Annotated in this window: 16 protein-coding genes; 8 read left to right on the top strand and 8 right to left on the bottom strand. The window is 58.8% G+C overall.

The genetic code is table 11. The features are described from left to right. Positions 1–27 precede the first annotated feature (27 nt). The gene (locus CKW21_RS06940; protein ID WP_095193252.1) at positions 28–396 is read right to left on the bottom strand and encodes a hypothetical protein; all 369 of its coding nucleotides are present in this window, start codon (positions 394–396) and stop codon (positions 28–30) included. A gap of 248 nt (positions 397–644) precedes the next feature. Here CKW21_RS06940 and CKW21_RS06935 point away from each other — a divergent pair, with 248 nt between their 5' ends. Beyond that, complete coding sequence (locus CKW21_RS06935; RefSeq protein WP_095193251.1) at positions 645–962, top strand: helix-turn-helix transcriptional regulator; 318 nt, start codon at positions 645–647, stop codon at positions 960–962. 110 nt (positions 963–1,072) lie between these two features. Further along, complete coding sequence (locus CKW21_RS06930; RefSeq protein WP_095193250.1) at positions 1,073–1,393, top strand: helix-turn-helix domain-containing protein; 321 nt, start codon at positions 1,073–1,075, stop codon at positions 1,391–1,393. Positions 1,394–1,433: 40 nt separating this feature from the next. Here CKW21_RS06930 and CKW21_RS06925 read toward each other — a convergent pair whose 3' ends face one another. Further along, on the bottom strand, positions 1,434–2,957 hold the full coding sequence (locus tag CKW21_RS06925) for an amidase family protein (RefSeq protein WP_095193249.1): 1,524 nt from the start codon (positions 2,955–2,957) through the stop codon (positions 1,434–1,436). 87 nt (positions 2,958–3,044) lie between these two features. Then, complete coding sequence (locus CKW21_RS06920) at positions 3,045–4,145, bottom strand: MBL fold metallo-hydrolase (RefSeq protein WP_095193248.1); 1,101 nt, start codon at positions 4,143–4,145, stop codon at positions 3,045–3,047. A gap of 198 nt (positions 4,146–4,343) precedes the next feature. Between CKW21_RS06920 and CKW21_RS06915 the strand changes: the two genes are divergently transcribed. Further along, positions 4,344–4,955, top strand: coding sequence for a TetR/AcrR family transcriptional regulator (locus CKW21_RS06915; RefSeq protein WP_095193247.1), 612 nt, complete (start codon positions 4,344–4,346; stop codon positions 4,953–4,955). 150 nt (positions 4,956–5,105) lie between these two features. Here the strand turns inward: CKW21_RS06915 and CKW21_RS06910 are convergent, their stop codons facing one another. Further along, entirely contained in the window at positions 5,106–5,432 is a 327-nt protein-coding gene (locus tag CKW21_RS06910) for a DUF2025 family protein (protein ID WP_095193246.1), read from the bottom strand. Positions 5,433–5,654: 222 nt separating this feature from the next. Here CKW21_RS06910 and CKW21_RS06905 point away from each other — a divergent pair, with 222 nt between their 5' ends. The 3 genes from CKW21_RS06905 to CKW21_RS06895 all read left to right on the top strand — a co-directional run bounded on the left by CKW21_RS06905 (position 5,655) and on the right by CKW21_RS06895 (position 8,537). Beyond that, positions 5,655–6,785 carry a glycerophosphodiester phosphodiesterase gene (locus CKW21_RS06905; protein ID WP_095193245.1) on the top strand — a complete coding sequence of 377 codons (1,131 nt, stop codon included), beginning with the start codon at positions 5,655–5,657 and terminating at the stop codon, positions 6,783–6,785. A gap of 178 nt (positions 6,786–6,963) precedes the next feature. Beyond that, positions 6,964–7,269, top strand: coding sequence for a PepSY domain-containing protein (locus CKW21_RS06900; RefSeq protein ID WP_095193244.1), 306 nt, complete (start codon positions 6,964–6,966; stop codon positions 7,267–7,269). A gap of 245 nt (positions 7,270–7,514) precedes the next feature. After that, positions 7,515–8,537 (top strand): transporter, encoded by a 1,023-nt coding sequence (locus CKW21_RS06895; RefSeq protein WP_095193243.1) that lies wholly within the window; start codon positions 7,515–7,517, stop codon positions 8,535–8,537. Positions 8,538–8,643: 106 nt separating this feature from the next. Here CKW21_RS06895 and CKW21_RS06890 read toward each other — a convergent pair whose 3' ends face one another. After that, complete coding sequence (locus CKW21_RS06890; RefSeq protein WP_095193242.1) at positions 8,644–9,081, bottom strand: multidrug/biocide efflux PACE transporter; 438 nt, start codon at positions 9,079–9,081, stop codon at positions 8,644–8,646. An 88-nt stretch (positions 9,082–9,169) separates the two neighbouring features. On the opposite strand from CKW21_RS06890, the gene CKW21_RS06885 reads away from it, so the two are divergent. After that, positions 9,170–10,024: a LysR family transcriptional regulator gene (locus tag CKW21_RS06885; RefSeq protein WP_095193241.1), complete on the top strand. Its 855-nt coding sequence runs from the start codon at positions 9,170–9,172 to the stop codon at positions 10,022–10,024. 49 nt (positions 10,025–10,073) lie between these two features. Here the strand turns inward: CKW21_RS06885 and CKW21_RS06880 are convergent, their stop codons facing one another. From CKW21_RS06880 to CKW21_RS06870, 3 genes are all read right to left on the bottom strand, one after another. Further along, a complete protein-coding gene (locus CKW21_RS06880; protein WP_095193240.1) occupies positions 10,074–11,309 on the bottom strand; it encodes an RNA polymerase sigma factor in 1,236 nt (411 codons plus the stop codon). 1 nt (position 11,310) lies between these two features. Further along, positions 11,311–11,655: a YciI family protein gene (locus tag CKW21_RS06875; RefSeq protein WP_095193239.1), complete on the bottom strand. Its 345-nt coding sequence runs from the start codon at positions 11,653–11,655 to the stop codon at positions 11,311–11,313. 79 nt (positions 11,656–11,734) lie between these two features. Further along, a complete protein-coding gene (locus tag CKW21_RS06870; protein WP_095193238.1) occupies positions 11,735–12,160 on the bottom strand; it encodes a nuclear transport factor 2 family protein in 426 nt (141 codons plus the stop codon). 140 nt (positions 12,161–12,300) lie between these two features. On the opposite strand from CKW21_RS06870, the gene CKW21_RS06865 reads away from it, so the two are divergent. Further along, positions 12,301–12,786, top strand: coding sequence for an N-acetyltransferase (locus CKW21_RS06865; protein ID WP_095193237.1), 486 nt, complete (start codon positions 12,301–12,303; stop codon positions 12,784–12,786). Positions 12,787–12,830: the final 44 nt, after the last annotated feature.

Genomic DNA, 12,830 nt, shown 5'->3' with positions numbered 1-12,830 from the left:
CTGGTAGAAGGCTGGTGGTAGCAGTTCTCAGTCCTGTCGCACGATCTCATCAACCCACTCCAGCTCATAGGGCTGGCGAACAACATGCGAGATGTAAGCCCGTGCGTCTTCACTGAGAGTCGATAACTCCGCCTCGGTCAGCAAGTCATGCATCACCATCAAAGCCAAGCCTCTGAGTGCACTGGAACGGGATTGGCTGTTCGCATCAAAGGCATCGTACATGTCCTTGTTTCGATCCCGAATCAAGCCATAGAGCATGCCATACCGAGCGTGAGCCGAGAGCGCCCCGTGTTGGGCAATTGCCTTGGCATCGGCCAGAACGCCCTGACAAAAACGATCGAGCGCAATCCTGCGCAGCTCCTTGAACTTCTTCCAGTCACTTTCAGCGATCGACATGATGTCCTCCTGCAAACAATTGAATGGCGAATATTAGATTGTTGCGAAAAAAACGATCCGCACCAATCTTCAAAATCGATGGATCAGTAGTTGAACCTCCATTGCGCCTGCACGGCAAGGGGGTCACCGTCCGTCCGGCTGGAAGGCATGGAATAGAAAAAATCAAAAAATCAATTTGATCCGCGCTCAAAACAACTGTACAAAAACACAGTATATTTTGATCAACACTCTCGAGCCCGGAGAACACCATGGCCTCTCAAGCGATGAAAATCACCCTGGAGCGTATCGCCCTTTTCCAATTCACCCCGGCCCATTGCGCCCAAGCCCGAGCGATGCTGGGTTGGAGTGTGGAGGAATTGTCTCGGGAAGCCGGGGTTTCGGTGGAGGCCATTCAGCGTTTCGAGGCCAGGCGCGAGGTACTGGATGTCACGCGGTTGGCGTTGGCGTATCGGTTTGAGTCGCAGGGGCTGGTGTTCTTCCCGGGGTTTGCGCCGGGGCGTGGGATGAATGTGAAAGGGTCGACGCCGAATCCGGTGGGGCGGGCGGATTTTGCGATGGTTGAGTGAGCCAAACCATCGATTGACGATTATTCCCATATAGGTATATTTCGCATAAATCAAAAGACGGCGTAGGCAGCGTTTTTTGGTAGGACCGATTTATGCGAAAGGATTTAAAAATGGTTGAAATCGAAGAAAGCAGCGGGAACGTCTACGAAGACCTCGGAACGCCCAACGCCAGTGAAATGCGGGTCAAATCCCAGTTGGCTGCAAAAATCGGTGAAATCATCAAGGCTCGCCATTTGACCCAGGTTCAGGCATCAGAAATTTTGGGTCTGTCGCAACCCAAGCTTTCCGAGATGTTGCGTGGGAAGTTTCGGGGGATCAGTGAAGCCAAGATGATGGAGTGTCTGTTGCTGCTCGGGCGTGACGTGCAGATCGTGGTCAAGTCGGCCCCTCGATCACGAAAAGAGGGCCGACTTGAAGTGGTCTTTACCTGATGCGCAATTTGCCTTGATCGGACACGTTGTCGCCCTTTCGCTACGGCTTGAACACAGGTACCCGCCGTGCATGGGAGACCTGTTCATACCCATACGCCAACGCCAGCAACCTGGCATCGCTCCAGCGAGGTCCGAAGAAGTAGACCGAAGTGGGCACGCCGTCATCGTCTAATCCGGAAGGCACCATGATGCCGGGATAACCCGCCAGCGGTACGACGTTCATGGCGGGTGATTCGACGTCTGATACGAGGGCGTCCAGTTGATGGGTTGTTAGCAACTGATCGATGGCTGCGGCGTTTTCGCTTTGGATTTTCTGCCAGAGCTGATTGTAGGTTTGCTCGTCAAAGACAATTTTGCTGGCCGCAATCAAGTTGTCCTGGTTATGACATTCAACGCTGCCGGCATTGAACAGCAGTAGATCCTCCAGTGTCAGGGCAGGAACACCGGTTCGCGTGGTCAGGTAGCGAGGCAAGTCTCGCTTGAGACCCATTTGCAGTGCTTCCCCTACCTTTTCTGAAAGCGGGTCAATCAGCTCCACGGGGATCAAGGTTGCACCTGCTGCCTGCATGAGTTCCAACGCTTGGGAAAAATGCGGATCGGTCAGAAGCGGCAAATTACCGCGATCAAATTTCGCGGGGTAGCCGATTCGCCGTCCGACCAGCGCGTCTGGACGCAACAACGTGGTGAAGTCCACCGCTTCCAGGTTATGCGGCTTCTGGACCGGATCAGCGACATCGTTGCCCATCATGGCATTCAGCAGGAGTGCAGCGTCGCGAACCGTGCGCGCCATCGGCCCGGGCGTATCCAGTTTGTGAGTCACCGGGATAATGCCGCTACGGCTTAGCAGTCCCACCGTGGGCTTGATGCCCACCACACCATTCATGGACGCCGGGCAACTGATCGAGCCAGACGTTTCCGTTCCGACGGTCAGGGGTGCAAAACCTGCGGCGACGGCTGCGGCGGAGCCGGAACTGGAACCACAGGGATCGCCACTGAGCACGTGCGGATTTTTGGTTTGCCCGCCCCGCCCACTCCAGCCGCTGGGGAGATCGGGGTCGCGAAAATGTGCCCATTCGCTGAGATTGGTTTTTCCAAGAATCACCGCGCCGGCCGCCCTGAGGCGTTGCACGATAAAGGCGTCGTGCGCGGCGGGTTGCCCGACCAAGGCCAGTGAGCCGGCACTGGTCTGCATTTGATCGGAGGTGTCGATATTGTCCTTCAACAACACCGGAATGCCATGCAATGGACCTCGGGTATAGCCGCCCTTTCGCTCCCGATCCATTGCCTCGGCAATCACCAAGGCATCGGGATTGAGTTCGATGATGGCGTTGATTGCCGGCCCGTTTTTATCCAGCTTGTCGATCCGCTCCAACAGATGCCGGACCAGCATCACGGAATTCAGCTGGCCGCGATCCATCCACTGGTTGACTTCATCGACATTTAAGTACTCCAGCCCCGTTTCGGGCGCGGAGGTCTGCGCACTGGCGCTCGCGACGCCCGCCGCCATTGAAAACAGGGCAATTCCGGCCAGCCGCTTCATGCAGCCGTTTAACGTTACGTCCATGTAAAAATCCTTCTGACTGATGGCGGATGAATGATTTCACCCGCTTTTCAGCCTACAGAAGCGGCCGGAATTGTCCGTCATCACGGCTCACAGCTTCTCGTACGAATGTTCGCCTCTGTTTGTAGTCGCCCCACCCGACGCTTTGTTGATCTCGGACATCTGCTGTTCAACCTCCAGCCACCAGGCTCCGCCCCGCTGCGGATGCTTCAGGTTGAAAGCCTCACCCATCTGCGGCGTGGTGATCGAAACGCTGCGTTCCCAGGCCAGGGCCAGGATACGGTCGAAGGGTTCGTACCAGGCGTGCATCGACAGGTCGAAGGTGCCGTTGTGGATCGGTAACAGCCAGCGACCTTTGAGGTCAAGGTGGGCTTGCAGGGTTTGTTCAGGTTGCATGTGCACGTGCGGCCACTCGACGTTGTAGGCGCCGGTTTCCATCAGGGTCAGGTCGAACGGGCCGTATTGCTCGCCGATGCGTTTGAAGCCGTCGAAGTAGCCGCTATCGCCACTGAAAAAGATGCGCGTGTCACCGTCGATCATCACCCACGAGGCCCAGAGGGTGCTGTTGCCGTCGAACAGGCCGCGCCCGGAAAAGTGTTGCGACGGTGTGGCGATGAAGCGAATGCCTTCGACCTCGGTGCCTTCCCACCAGTCCAGTTGCCGGACCTTGCTGGCGTCGATACCCCATTTGATCAGGGTGTCGCCTACGCCCAGCGGTGTCAGGAAATAACGGGTCTTGTCGGCTAGCTTCAGCACCGCCTGATGGTCCAGATGATCGTAGTGATCGTGGGACAGGATCACCGCTTCAATCGGCGGCAGTTGATCGAGGCTGATGGGCGGCTGATGAAAGCGCTTGGGTCCGGCCCACTGCACCGGCGAGGCGCGTTCGGCGAAGACCGGGTCGGTGATCCAGAACTTGTCCCGCAGCTTGAGCAATACCGTGGAATGTCCGAGGCGATAGATGCTGTGGTTCGGCGCAGCGATCAGCGCCGCTTGCGTCAGGGGTTGCACCGGGACCGGGGCGTTCGGGCGTGTATCGTGCGGTTTGTGGAAGATCACGTTCCAGAGAATGCGCAGGGTCTTGCGAAAGCCCTCGCGCTTGAACGGTGCATGGTTGCGGTATTGCCCTTGTGTCTGACGGGAAGCTTCAGAGGTGTCGGCGATATCCGCCGGGGAAGTTGAGTTGGCCATGACTGAAATAACTCCAAAAAACCGTCGCTTGGGACGATAAATGGCCAAGGCACGCACGCATCAGCCGAACACTCTATTTATGACCGTGCAGGATTAACAACACATTACACTGCACAGTGTAGTTTCTAGGTTGCATCAAAGCCGATCGCAAGTAAACTACCGAGTGTAATTTCCCTTCATTCTGCCGAAGCCGCATTTATGACAGCTCCCCAGCGCCTGACCGACCGAAAACGTGAAGCCATCATTCAGGCGGCCATTGCCGAATTTCGGGCCAACGGTTTCGAAATCACCAGCATGGACAAAATTGCCGCCACCGCTGGCGTGTCGAAGCGCACGGTGTACAACCACTTCCCCAGCAAAGAAGAGTTGTTCGCCGAGATCCTTAATCAATTATGGGCGCGGGTGACGGCAGAGCAGGAAACGCCCTACCGCCCAGACTTGCCGCTACGCGATCAGTTACGCCCGATACTGGCGGCAAAGATGCACATGCTGGGCGATGACAATTTCCTCGACCTGGCACGGGTGGCGATTGCGGCGGCCATCCATTCCCCGGAACGTGCGCAGAGCATGGTGGCGCGCATGGGTGAGCATGAAGAAGGTTTGACCCTGTGGATTCGCTCCGCCCAGGCCGATGGTCGCTTGAAAGCGGTCGCCCCCGACTTTGCCGCACAGCAAGTCCAGGGCCTGCTCAAGTCCTTCGCGTTCTGGCCGCAGATTTCCATGGGTATGCCCGCCTTGGCGGCCGAGATGCAGGGCTCTGTGGTGGAGTCGGCACTGGATATGTTTCTGGCCTGTTATCAGGTGCCATAAATGACAATATCGGTCAGGCAGATAGCCCCAAATCGATCACCGCAATGTGTTTCAGGATGAAACTGGCGCTGAAATTTTACGGCAACTTCAGCGCACGCCCCAACTCATCAAACAAGGTCACCACCGAGCGTGTTTTTCGGGCCAAAACCATCAGCCCCGCACCAAACTGCGCACCGCCGAAATCTCCGGCACGTCCCGCCTGTTCATGTACACCCGCAACGGATCGCTGATGTTGATCCTGTCGTCGATGTTCTGATCCAGCAGCAACTGAATCAACTCGCGCTTGAGGGTCATGATGTGTTCGGGGCCGGGTGCCCAGACGAATTCGCTGGTGGGGATGATGCCGTCGTCCGCCACGTCCATGCCGAAGGCATCTTCGCTGAAGCGGACGATGTAATGGCCGGTCTTGCGATTGAGGCCGACGAAGCCTTTGAGTTGGTCGGCAGCCTGGCAAATGAGCTGGGATGTGACGCGCATGGTAAACCTCACAAAAAGTGATCGTTGGTTTACACGCAGGGCCAGCGAGCGGTTTTCCCTCTGCCGGGGAAGTTGCCGGGGCCAAGGGTACTGCAAACGAGCGCACAAAAACGCTGACGAACATCAGCTTTAAACAGGTTTATGTCGGTCTCGCGATAGCGTTGGCAACGCTCAGTTGTTAAAAGGGACGTCTTTGAAAACCATCGCGAAAGGATCTCGACCATGCCTGCCACCTTCACCAAAAGCGCCCTGATGCTGAGTTTGCTGCTCGGCACAGTTCAACTCCAGGCCCAAGCCGCCATCGAGCCTGGCCCCGCTGCTTTGGCTACAAGACTGGGCGTTCCCCACCCGGCAGTGATCGCCCACCGTGGCGCGTCGTTCGATGCACCGGAGTCCACCGCCGCCGCCTACAAACTGGCCCGTGATCTGGGTGCCGATTACCTGGAACTCGACCTGCAACGCAGCAAGGACGGCGTGCTGTTCGCCCTGCATGACAACAACCTGCAACGCACCACCGACGTCGCGATCAAGTTCCCCGAGCGCAAGGACAGCCCGGCCAACGCGTTTACCATGGCCGAGCTGAAAACCCTGGACGCCGGTAGCTGGTTCAATACCGCCTACCCGGATCGCGCACGCCCTGCCTACACGGGTCTGAAAATCCTGACCCTCGATGAAATCATCGACATCGCCCAGGCCAATCCACGGCACAAGCCGGGGCTGTACATCGAGACCAAGGAACCGCAGCAATTTCCCGGCATCGAGCATGACCTGAAGGCGAAACTCCAGGACCGTGGCTGGCTTAGCCCTGCCGGTTCGAAACTGGCGAAAAGCGAGCTGGCTGTCGGTCAGGGTAAAGGCAAGGTGATCCTGCAAACCTTCGAGAAGAGCAGCCTCGAACTGCTGCAAAAGGAAATGCCGCAAGTGCCGAAGATCCTGTTGCTATGGGTCGGCGAAGGCAATATCGAGCCTGCATCCAAGGTGACGTTTGCCGAGTCCGGCGAGAAGGACAAGGCTGCGTACTACGCCAAGCAGCAACCGAAGGACAAAGCCGAATTCCAGCGCTGGGTCGACTACGCCAAGGCCCAGGGCGCGATCGGCACCGGCCCGTCCGCCGCGTTGACCCAGGGTGGCGATCAGAGTTACGCGGATCTGGTGCAGCCCTGGATGAACCAGTACACCCACGATCAAGGCCTGCTGGTGCACGTCTATACCATCGATGAGGCGGTGGATTTTCAGAAAGTCATGGATGCGGGGGTGGATGGGATCTTTACCAATCGCACCAGTGAGTTGTTGAAGTTCTATAAACGTCCGGCGGCGAGTGTTGATCAGGTGTTGAAGAACAACGGGTATTGATCCGGGACCGAGGCGTTTGCATTCGCGAGCAGGCTCGCTCCAACAGGGATTGGCGTGAATCTGTGGGAGCGAGCCTGCTCGCGATGGCTTTAGTCCAGACAAATGGAATTTAAGGCTGAATTAAGTTGCCACAGTTAATCTGATTCCACTTAAACAACTCACCCAAGGAAAGAAGCTCATGAAAACGTTGACTGCTCTGTTCGCCGCTGCAACCCTGACCCTCACTGCCGGTTTGGCCCAGGCCGATGTGCCCGTCGACCAAATCCCGCAACTGGTCAAGGACGGCAAGATCAAGCCGCTGGAAGAACTGAACCAGATCGTGTTGAAACTGCACCCGGGTGCCACGATTACCGACAGCGACCTGGATCACCACTTCAATGGCTATGAGTACGAAGTCGAGTTGCTTGACGCCAATAAAGTTGAGTGGGACGTGGACTTGAATGCCGCCACCGGCGAAGTCCTGAAGAACAAAAAAGACGACTGAAACACACGCACAAAAAAGCCGCACGATTTCACGATCGGGCGGCTTTTTTGCGTCTGGGTGATCGGTCAGGGTCACGCAATCGTCACCAAACCGTCAAACAGCCTTGCGATGATGCGGCCTGTGGGAGCGAGCCTGCTCGCGATGGTCGTTAACGAAAACGCGGCGTAACTGGATAAACGCGGTGCCCTGACGTTCATCGCGAGCAGGCTCGCTCCCACAGGAGATACCTCCCCTTGCGAGTCCTCATGAACCACAGCATCGATCAAAGCCATCGCGATCCGGATCTGTTCGGTTTGCTGTACGGGTTCAGTTTTCGCCCCGGTGAACGCGGACGGGAGATCGACTCGGCCAAGGCGTTGCACTACCTGCAACAACCGCAGGACGACGAACAATTTCTCTGGCTGCACCTGAACCTCGCCCATGCCGCGTGCGAACGCTGGATGAAAAGCCATCTGGAATTGCCCGACGAATTTTTCGAAGCCTTGCACGAAGGCTCGCGGTCGACGCGTATCGAGCATGTCGATTCGGCGCTGCTGGCGGTGGTCAACGATGTGGTGTTCAACCTCAGCAGCATGGTCTCCTCGGATGTGTCGACGTTGTGGGTGTGCGTGCGCAGCCGCCTGATCATCAGTGCGCGCCTGCAACCGCTGCACTCGGTGGACAAGTTGCGCTCGTCGGTGAAGGCCGGCGAGTGCTTTCGCTCGCCCCTGGAATTGCTGGTGCACCTGCTGCGCGATCAGGGCGAAGTGCTGACACAGATCGTGCGCAAGACCAGCCTGAGCGTCGATCAGATCGAAGACGAGTTGTTGTCCTCGCGCTTATCGACCAACCGTGCCGAACTGGGCGCCAACCGAAGGGTGCTGGTGCGTTTGCAACGCCTGCTGGCGCTGGAGCCGGGCTCGTTGCTGCGGCTGCTCAACCGCCCGCCGCCGTGGCTGCAAAAGGAAGACGTCAAGGAGCTGCGCAAATCCACCGAGGAGTTTGCGCTGATCATCAATGACCTGACGGCGCTCGGTGAACGCATCAAGCTGTTGCAGGAAGAAATCGCCGCCAACCTCAACGAACAGAGCAACCGCACGCTGTTCACCCTGACCGTGGTCACGGTGCTGGCGTTGCCGATCAACATCATTGCCGGTTTTTTCGGCATGAACGTCGGCGGGGTGCCGCTTTCCCAGGATCCGGAAGGGTTCTGGATTCTAGTGGCGCTGGTGGCGACTTTTACCGTGATAGCGGGACGTTGGGCGTTTCGTAAGCGGCGGGATTATTAAGCTCGTTTGAAATCCTGTGGGAGCGAGCCTGCTCGCGAAGGCGGCATGCCAGACAACGATGTGTTGACTGATACACCGCTTTCGCGAGCAGGCTCGCTCCCACAGGTTATGCGTGGCTGTGCTCACGCATAACGAACCGCTCACGCACCACGTCATACACCCAGTGATAAACGTAGGTGTACGGCAGGAAAAACAGCAGTACCCCGATGTCGAGCAGGAACGCCTGCCACAGACTGATGTTCAGCCACCAGGCAATCAGCGGTACGCCAAGCGCCACCAGCCCGCCTTCGAACAACAGCGCATGCACCACCCGAACCCAGGCGTTGTGCGCAATGGCCAAGCGCTTGAGCACTTGGTCGAACAGGCCGTTGAACACCACGTTCCAGGCCAGGGCCAGGGCAGCAATGACGAGGGTGACGACGCCCATTTCCACCATCGGCTTGTCCATGATCCACGCCAGCAAAGGCGTACAGATCAGGATGGCCAACAGTTCGAAACCGACGGCCTGGAAAATACGTTCAGTGATGGATTTGTGGGTGCTCATGACCTGACTCCCGAGTAACGATGGTTGCCATGGTCCAACATCACACCGATACTTCATAACCAATAACCATCGATCAAGGCGATAGTTCATGGCGTCCCAGGAAGTGTTGCAGGCGTTCGTTCAGGCAGCGACGCAGGGTTCTTTTTCCGCCGCGGCGCGCAAACTGGGGCGCAGTCAGTCAACCATCAGTGCGGCGGTGGCCAGCCTGGAAATCGACCTGAACCTGACGCTGTTCGACCGCAGCAGCCGCAAACCCACCCTCACCCCGGCCGGGCATGTGATGCTGCAGCGGGCCGAGGACATCCTGGCCGCCACCAGTCGCCTGGAAATGAGCGCCAGTCAGTTGTCCCAAGGGGTCGAGGCGAAGCTGACCGTGGCGCTGTCCGACACCTACCAGTCCGACCGCTTCGAAGCGTCGCTCAGTGCTTTCGAGCAGCGATATCCGGACCTGGAACTTGAATGCCTGATCGCCGAATGCGACGACCTGGTGGCGCTGGTACAAAGCGGTCGGGCGCAGCTCGCCTTCGCCGAAATGCAGGACAGCTATCCGCCAGACCTGGTCAATTCGACAGTGGATGAACGCACGGAAATCGCCCTGTTCGTATCACCCAAACATCCCTTGGCCACGCTGAAACACATCGATCAGGAGGTGCTGCAACGGCACCGGGAATTGCGCCTGGCGACCATCGTCAATCCCTATGAAAGCCGGGCGAAGGGCCGTGTCTGGTCGGCGCCGAGTTATTTGATGCTGCTGGAAATGGCCCAGGGCGGATTCGGCTGGGCACCGCTGCCGCGCTGGCTGGTGGAGCGATTTGGCCCGGGGTCGCTGCAGCAACTGCACGTGCGCGGTTGGCCGAAAACCGTTTACGTGGATGCACTGTGGTCGCGGCTCAACCCGCCGGGGCCGGCGGGGAGCTGGTTGTTGGGCAAGATGTTGGAATAGCGACGCGGCCCTTCGCGAGCAGGCTCGCGAAGGGGCCGGTGGCATCCCATCACTCTAACGCCTTGAGCCGCCCCTCGATAAACCGCCGCTCCGGCTCTTGCCGGGTCAACGCCAAGGCCCGCTCGTACGCTTGCCGCGCCTGTTCCACCCGTCCCAACTGCCGACAAAACTCCGCCCGCGCCGAATGCGCCAGGTGGTAATCCTGCAGTTCACCGCGAGCCAGAATCGCTTCGACCAGCGTCAACCCCGCCAACGGCCCATCGCGCTTCGACAGCGCCGCCGCGCGGTTCAACTCGATCACCGGCGATGGAACGGCCCGCAGCAGCACGTCATACAGGCCGACGATCTGTTCCCAATCGGTATCTTTCACCGATGGCGCTTCGGCATGCACCGCGGCAATCGCCGCTTGCAGGCAGTATGGGCCGAAGCGACGGGTGCTCAGCGCACGCTCGACCAGCGCGCAGCCTTCGGCAATCATCTCGCTGTTCCACAAGGTCCGATCCTGGTCATCAAGCAAGATCAATTCGCCGCTCGCGGAGGTTCTGGCCACCCGCCGCGACTCGTGCAACAGCATCAGCGCCAGCAGGCCCATGACTTCCGGTTCCGGTAACAACTCCAACAACAAGCGGCCGAGGCGAATCGCTTCGCGGGTCAGGTCTTCGCGGGTCACTTGCGCGCCGATGGACGCCGAGTAGCCTTCGTTGAACACCAGGTAAATCACCCGTAGCACGCTGTCGAGGCGTTCGGGCAACTCCGTCAGGGACGGCACTTGATAGGGGATTTTCGCATCGCGGATTTTCGCCTTGGCGCGCACGATGCGCTGGGCGATGGTGGCCGGCGCCGAGAGAAAGGCCCGTGCGATTTCTTCGGTGGTCAGGTCGCAGACTTCCCGCAGGGTCAACGGCACCTGGGCGTCCGCTGCCAAGGCCGGGTGACAACAGGTGAAGATCAGGCGCAAGCGATCGTCTTCCACGTCTTCGTCACTCCAGTCGGCCTGCTCCAGCGCCTCCAGTTGCGCGATCAACAACGGTCGTGAGGCGGCGAAGCGGGCGCGCCGGCGCAACACATCGATCGCCTTGAAGCGCCCGGTGGATACCAGCCAGGTGCGTGGATTGTCCGGCACACCGTCCTGCTGCCAGCGCTCGACCGCGACAAAAAACGCCTCGTGCAAGGCCTCTTCGGCGAGGTCGAAATCGCCGAGCAGGCGAATCAGCGTCGCCAGAATGCGTCGCGACTCCTGGCGATAAATCTGCTCGACCCGCACCTGCACCGAAAGACCTGGCATCTCAAGGATTCAACTGGCGGACGGGGCGCACTTCGACACAGCCGACCCGGGCCGCCGGAATGTCCCCGGCGACCTGGATCGCTTCGTTCAGATCCCTGGCATCGATCAGGTAGAAACCGGCCAATTGTTCCTTGGTCTCGGCGAACGGGCCGTCGGTGATCGACAGCTTGCCGTTGCGCATGCGCACGGTGGTGGCGGTCTGCACCGACTCCAGCGCCTCGGCGGCGACCATCCGGCCACTGCCCTGGATCGTCTCGGCGTAGGCCATGCATTCCGCATCCTGCGGGCTTTCGGGCAGCGAATGCAGCAGGTTTTCATCGCTGTAGACCAGACATAGGTATTTCATGGCGCTCTCCTGATCGAACGGATCAACTATGGTCGCAGAGGGGCATTCTGACGCGGCTTGCCGATCAACAGCCGGGCGATCAAGGCTGCAGATCGAACAGGGTCGCGCCGCTGGTCATGTCGAACGGCGCCGACCAGTGTTCGTGGACGATCTGCCACAACCCGGCCTCCTGCCGATAGCACGCGGTGACGCGCATCCAGCAGGCCTGGGTTTCACCCTTTTCGTTGGTGCCGCCGCAATGGGCCAGCCAGTGGGCAAATGCGATCTCCTGGGACGGTTCGATGGTCACTTCATGGAACTCGAACGTGTGCGGGCCGGGGCACATTTCCATGCAGGCCTGCCAATGGGCGCGATAGGCAGGTTTGCCCTTGAATTGCAGGGCTTTGACAGCGTCGAAGGAGACAATGTCATCGGCATACAGGGCCATGACTTTGTCCACGTCCTTGGCGATGACGGCCTGGCGATAGTTCTCGATCAGGTTCTGGATCTGGGTTTGTGCGTTCATGGTGGTTCTCCGTGGTTTTTATTGGAAGACACCCTTAGTCGTCTGGCGATCCGGCGAATCGACAGGTGAAATAAAAATAATCCAAACGGCCAGACTCGCTAGAATCCGAGACTCATTTTTGATGGAAAAAGGACACTCCAGTGACAGCCCTACTCGTGCCTTATGAAAGCCTGAACGCGCTGCAGCGCCAGCAGGTCGAGGCCATTGAAGTTCACCCGGATCAAATCAAGTTCTCCGGGGATATTCACGGTGCATTGCACACCTTGCTGTCCCGCCCCGGCCCCGGCGTCAAAGGCTTTGCCCTGCTGGCCGATGACATCCCCGTGGCCTTCCTGCTGCTCAAGCGCCCGCCCGTATTGCCGGCCTGGGCCGATGAGCATAGCGCTACATTGCATGCCTTGCAGGTCGACCAACGCCTCCAGGGCAAGGGCTATGGCAAAGCCTGCCTGCAAGCGCTGCCCGAAGTGGCGCGCCAGGCGTGGCCGGAAATCAGGGGCCTGGAGTTATCGGTGGATGCGGATAATGCCGCGGCCATCGCGCTGTATGCAAAGTATGGATATGTCGACAGTGGCGAGGCGTACAAGGGGCGGATCGGGTATGAGCGGCGGATGGGCCTGAGATTCTGAGGCAAACCCCAGTCCCCTGTGGGAGCGAGCCTGCTCGCGAAAGC

It is taken from the genome of Pseudomonas sp. Irchel 3A7 (genome assembly GCF_900187565.1).
In the GTDB taxonomy this organism is placed as follows: Bacteria; Pseudomonadota; Gammaproteobacteria; order Pseudomonadales; family Pseudomonadaceae; genus Aquipseudomonas.
The sequence above is the reverse complement of the archived record's forward strand: the minus strand, read 5'-3'. Positions and strand labels throughout refer to the sequence as shown.

Excerpts from the sequence above, each read along its gene's own strand:
- CKW21_RS06900 (WP_095193244.1), top strand. The coding sequence starts at position 6,964 with ATGAAAACGTTGACTGCTCTGTTCGCCGCTGCAACCCTGACCCTCACT.
- CKW21_RS06940 (WP_095193252.1), bottom strand. The coding sequence starts at position 396 with ATGTCGATCGCTGAAAGTGACTGGAAGAAGTTCAAGGAGCTGCGCAGG.
- CKW21_RS06910 (WP_095193246.1), bottom strand. The coding sequence starts at position 5,432 with ATGCGCGTCACATCCCAGCTCATTTGCCAGGCTGCCGACCAACTCAAA.
- CKW21_RS06875 (WP_095193239.1), bottom strand. The coding sequence starts at position 11,655 with ATGAAATACCTATGTCTGGTCTACAGCGATGAAAACCTGCTGCATTCG.
- CKW21_RS06925 (WP_095193249.1), bottom strand. The coding sequence starts at position 2,957 with ATGGACGTAACGTTAAACGGCTGCATGAAGCGGCTGGCCGGAATTGCC.
- CKW21_RS06905 (WP_095193245.1), top strand. The coding sequence starts at position 5,655 with ATGCCTGCCACCTTCACCAAAAGCGCCCTGATGCTGAGTTTGCTGCTC.
- CKW21_RS06920 (WP_095193248.1), bottom strand. The coding sequence starts at position 4,145 with ATGGCCAACTCAACTTCCCCGGCGGATATCGCCGACACCTCTGAAGCT.
- CKW21_RS06885 (WP_095193241.1), top strand. The coding sequence starts at position 9,170 with ATGGCGTCCCAGGAAGTGTTGCAGGCGTTCGTTCAGGCAGCGACGCAG.
- CKW21_RS06930 (WP_095193250.1), top strand. The coding sequence starts at position 1,073 with ATGGTTGAAATCGAAGAAAGCAGCGGGAACGTCTACGAAGACCTCGGA.
- CKW21_RS06890 (WP_095193242.1), bottom strand. The coding sequence starts at position 9,081 with ATGAGCACCCACAAATCCATCACTGAACGTATTTTCCAGGCCGTCGGT.
- CKW21_RS06915 (WP_095193247.1), top strand. The coding sequence starts at position 4,344 with ATGACAGCTCCCCAGCGCCTGACCGACCGAAAACGTGAAGCCATCATT.
- CKW21_RS06895 (WP_095193243.1), top strand. The coding sequence starts at position 7,515 with ATGAACCACAGCATCGATCAAAGCCATCGCGATCCGGATCTGTTCGGT.
- CKW21_RS06870 (WP_095193238.1), bottom strand. The coding sequence starts at position 12,160 with ATGAACGCACAAACCCAGATCCAGAACCTGATCGAGAACTATCGCCAG.
- CKW21_RS06935 (WP_095193251.1), top strand. The coding sequence starts at position 645 with ATGGCCTCTCAAGCGATGAAAATCACCCTGGAGCGTATCGCCCTTTTC.
- CKW21_RS06880 (WP_095193240.1), bottom strand. The coding sequence starts at position 11,309 with ATGCCAGGTCTTTCGGTGCAGGTGCGGGTCGAGCAGATTTATCGCCAG.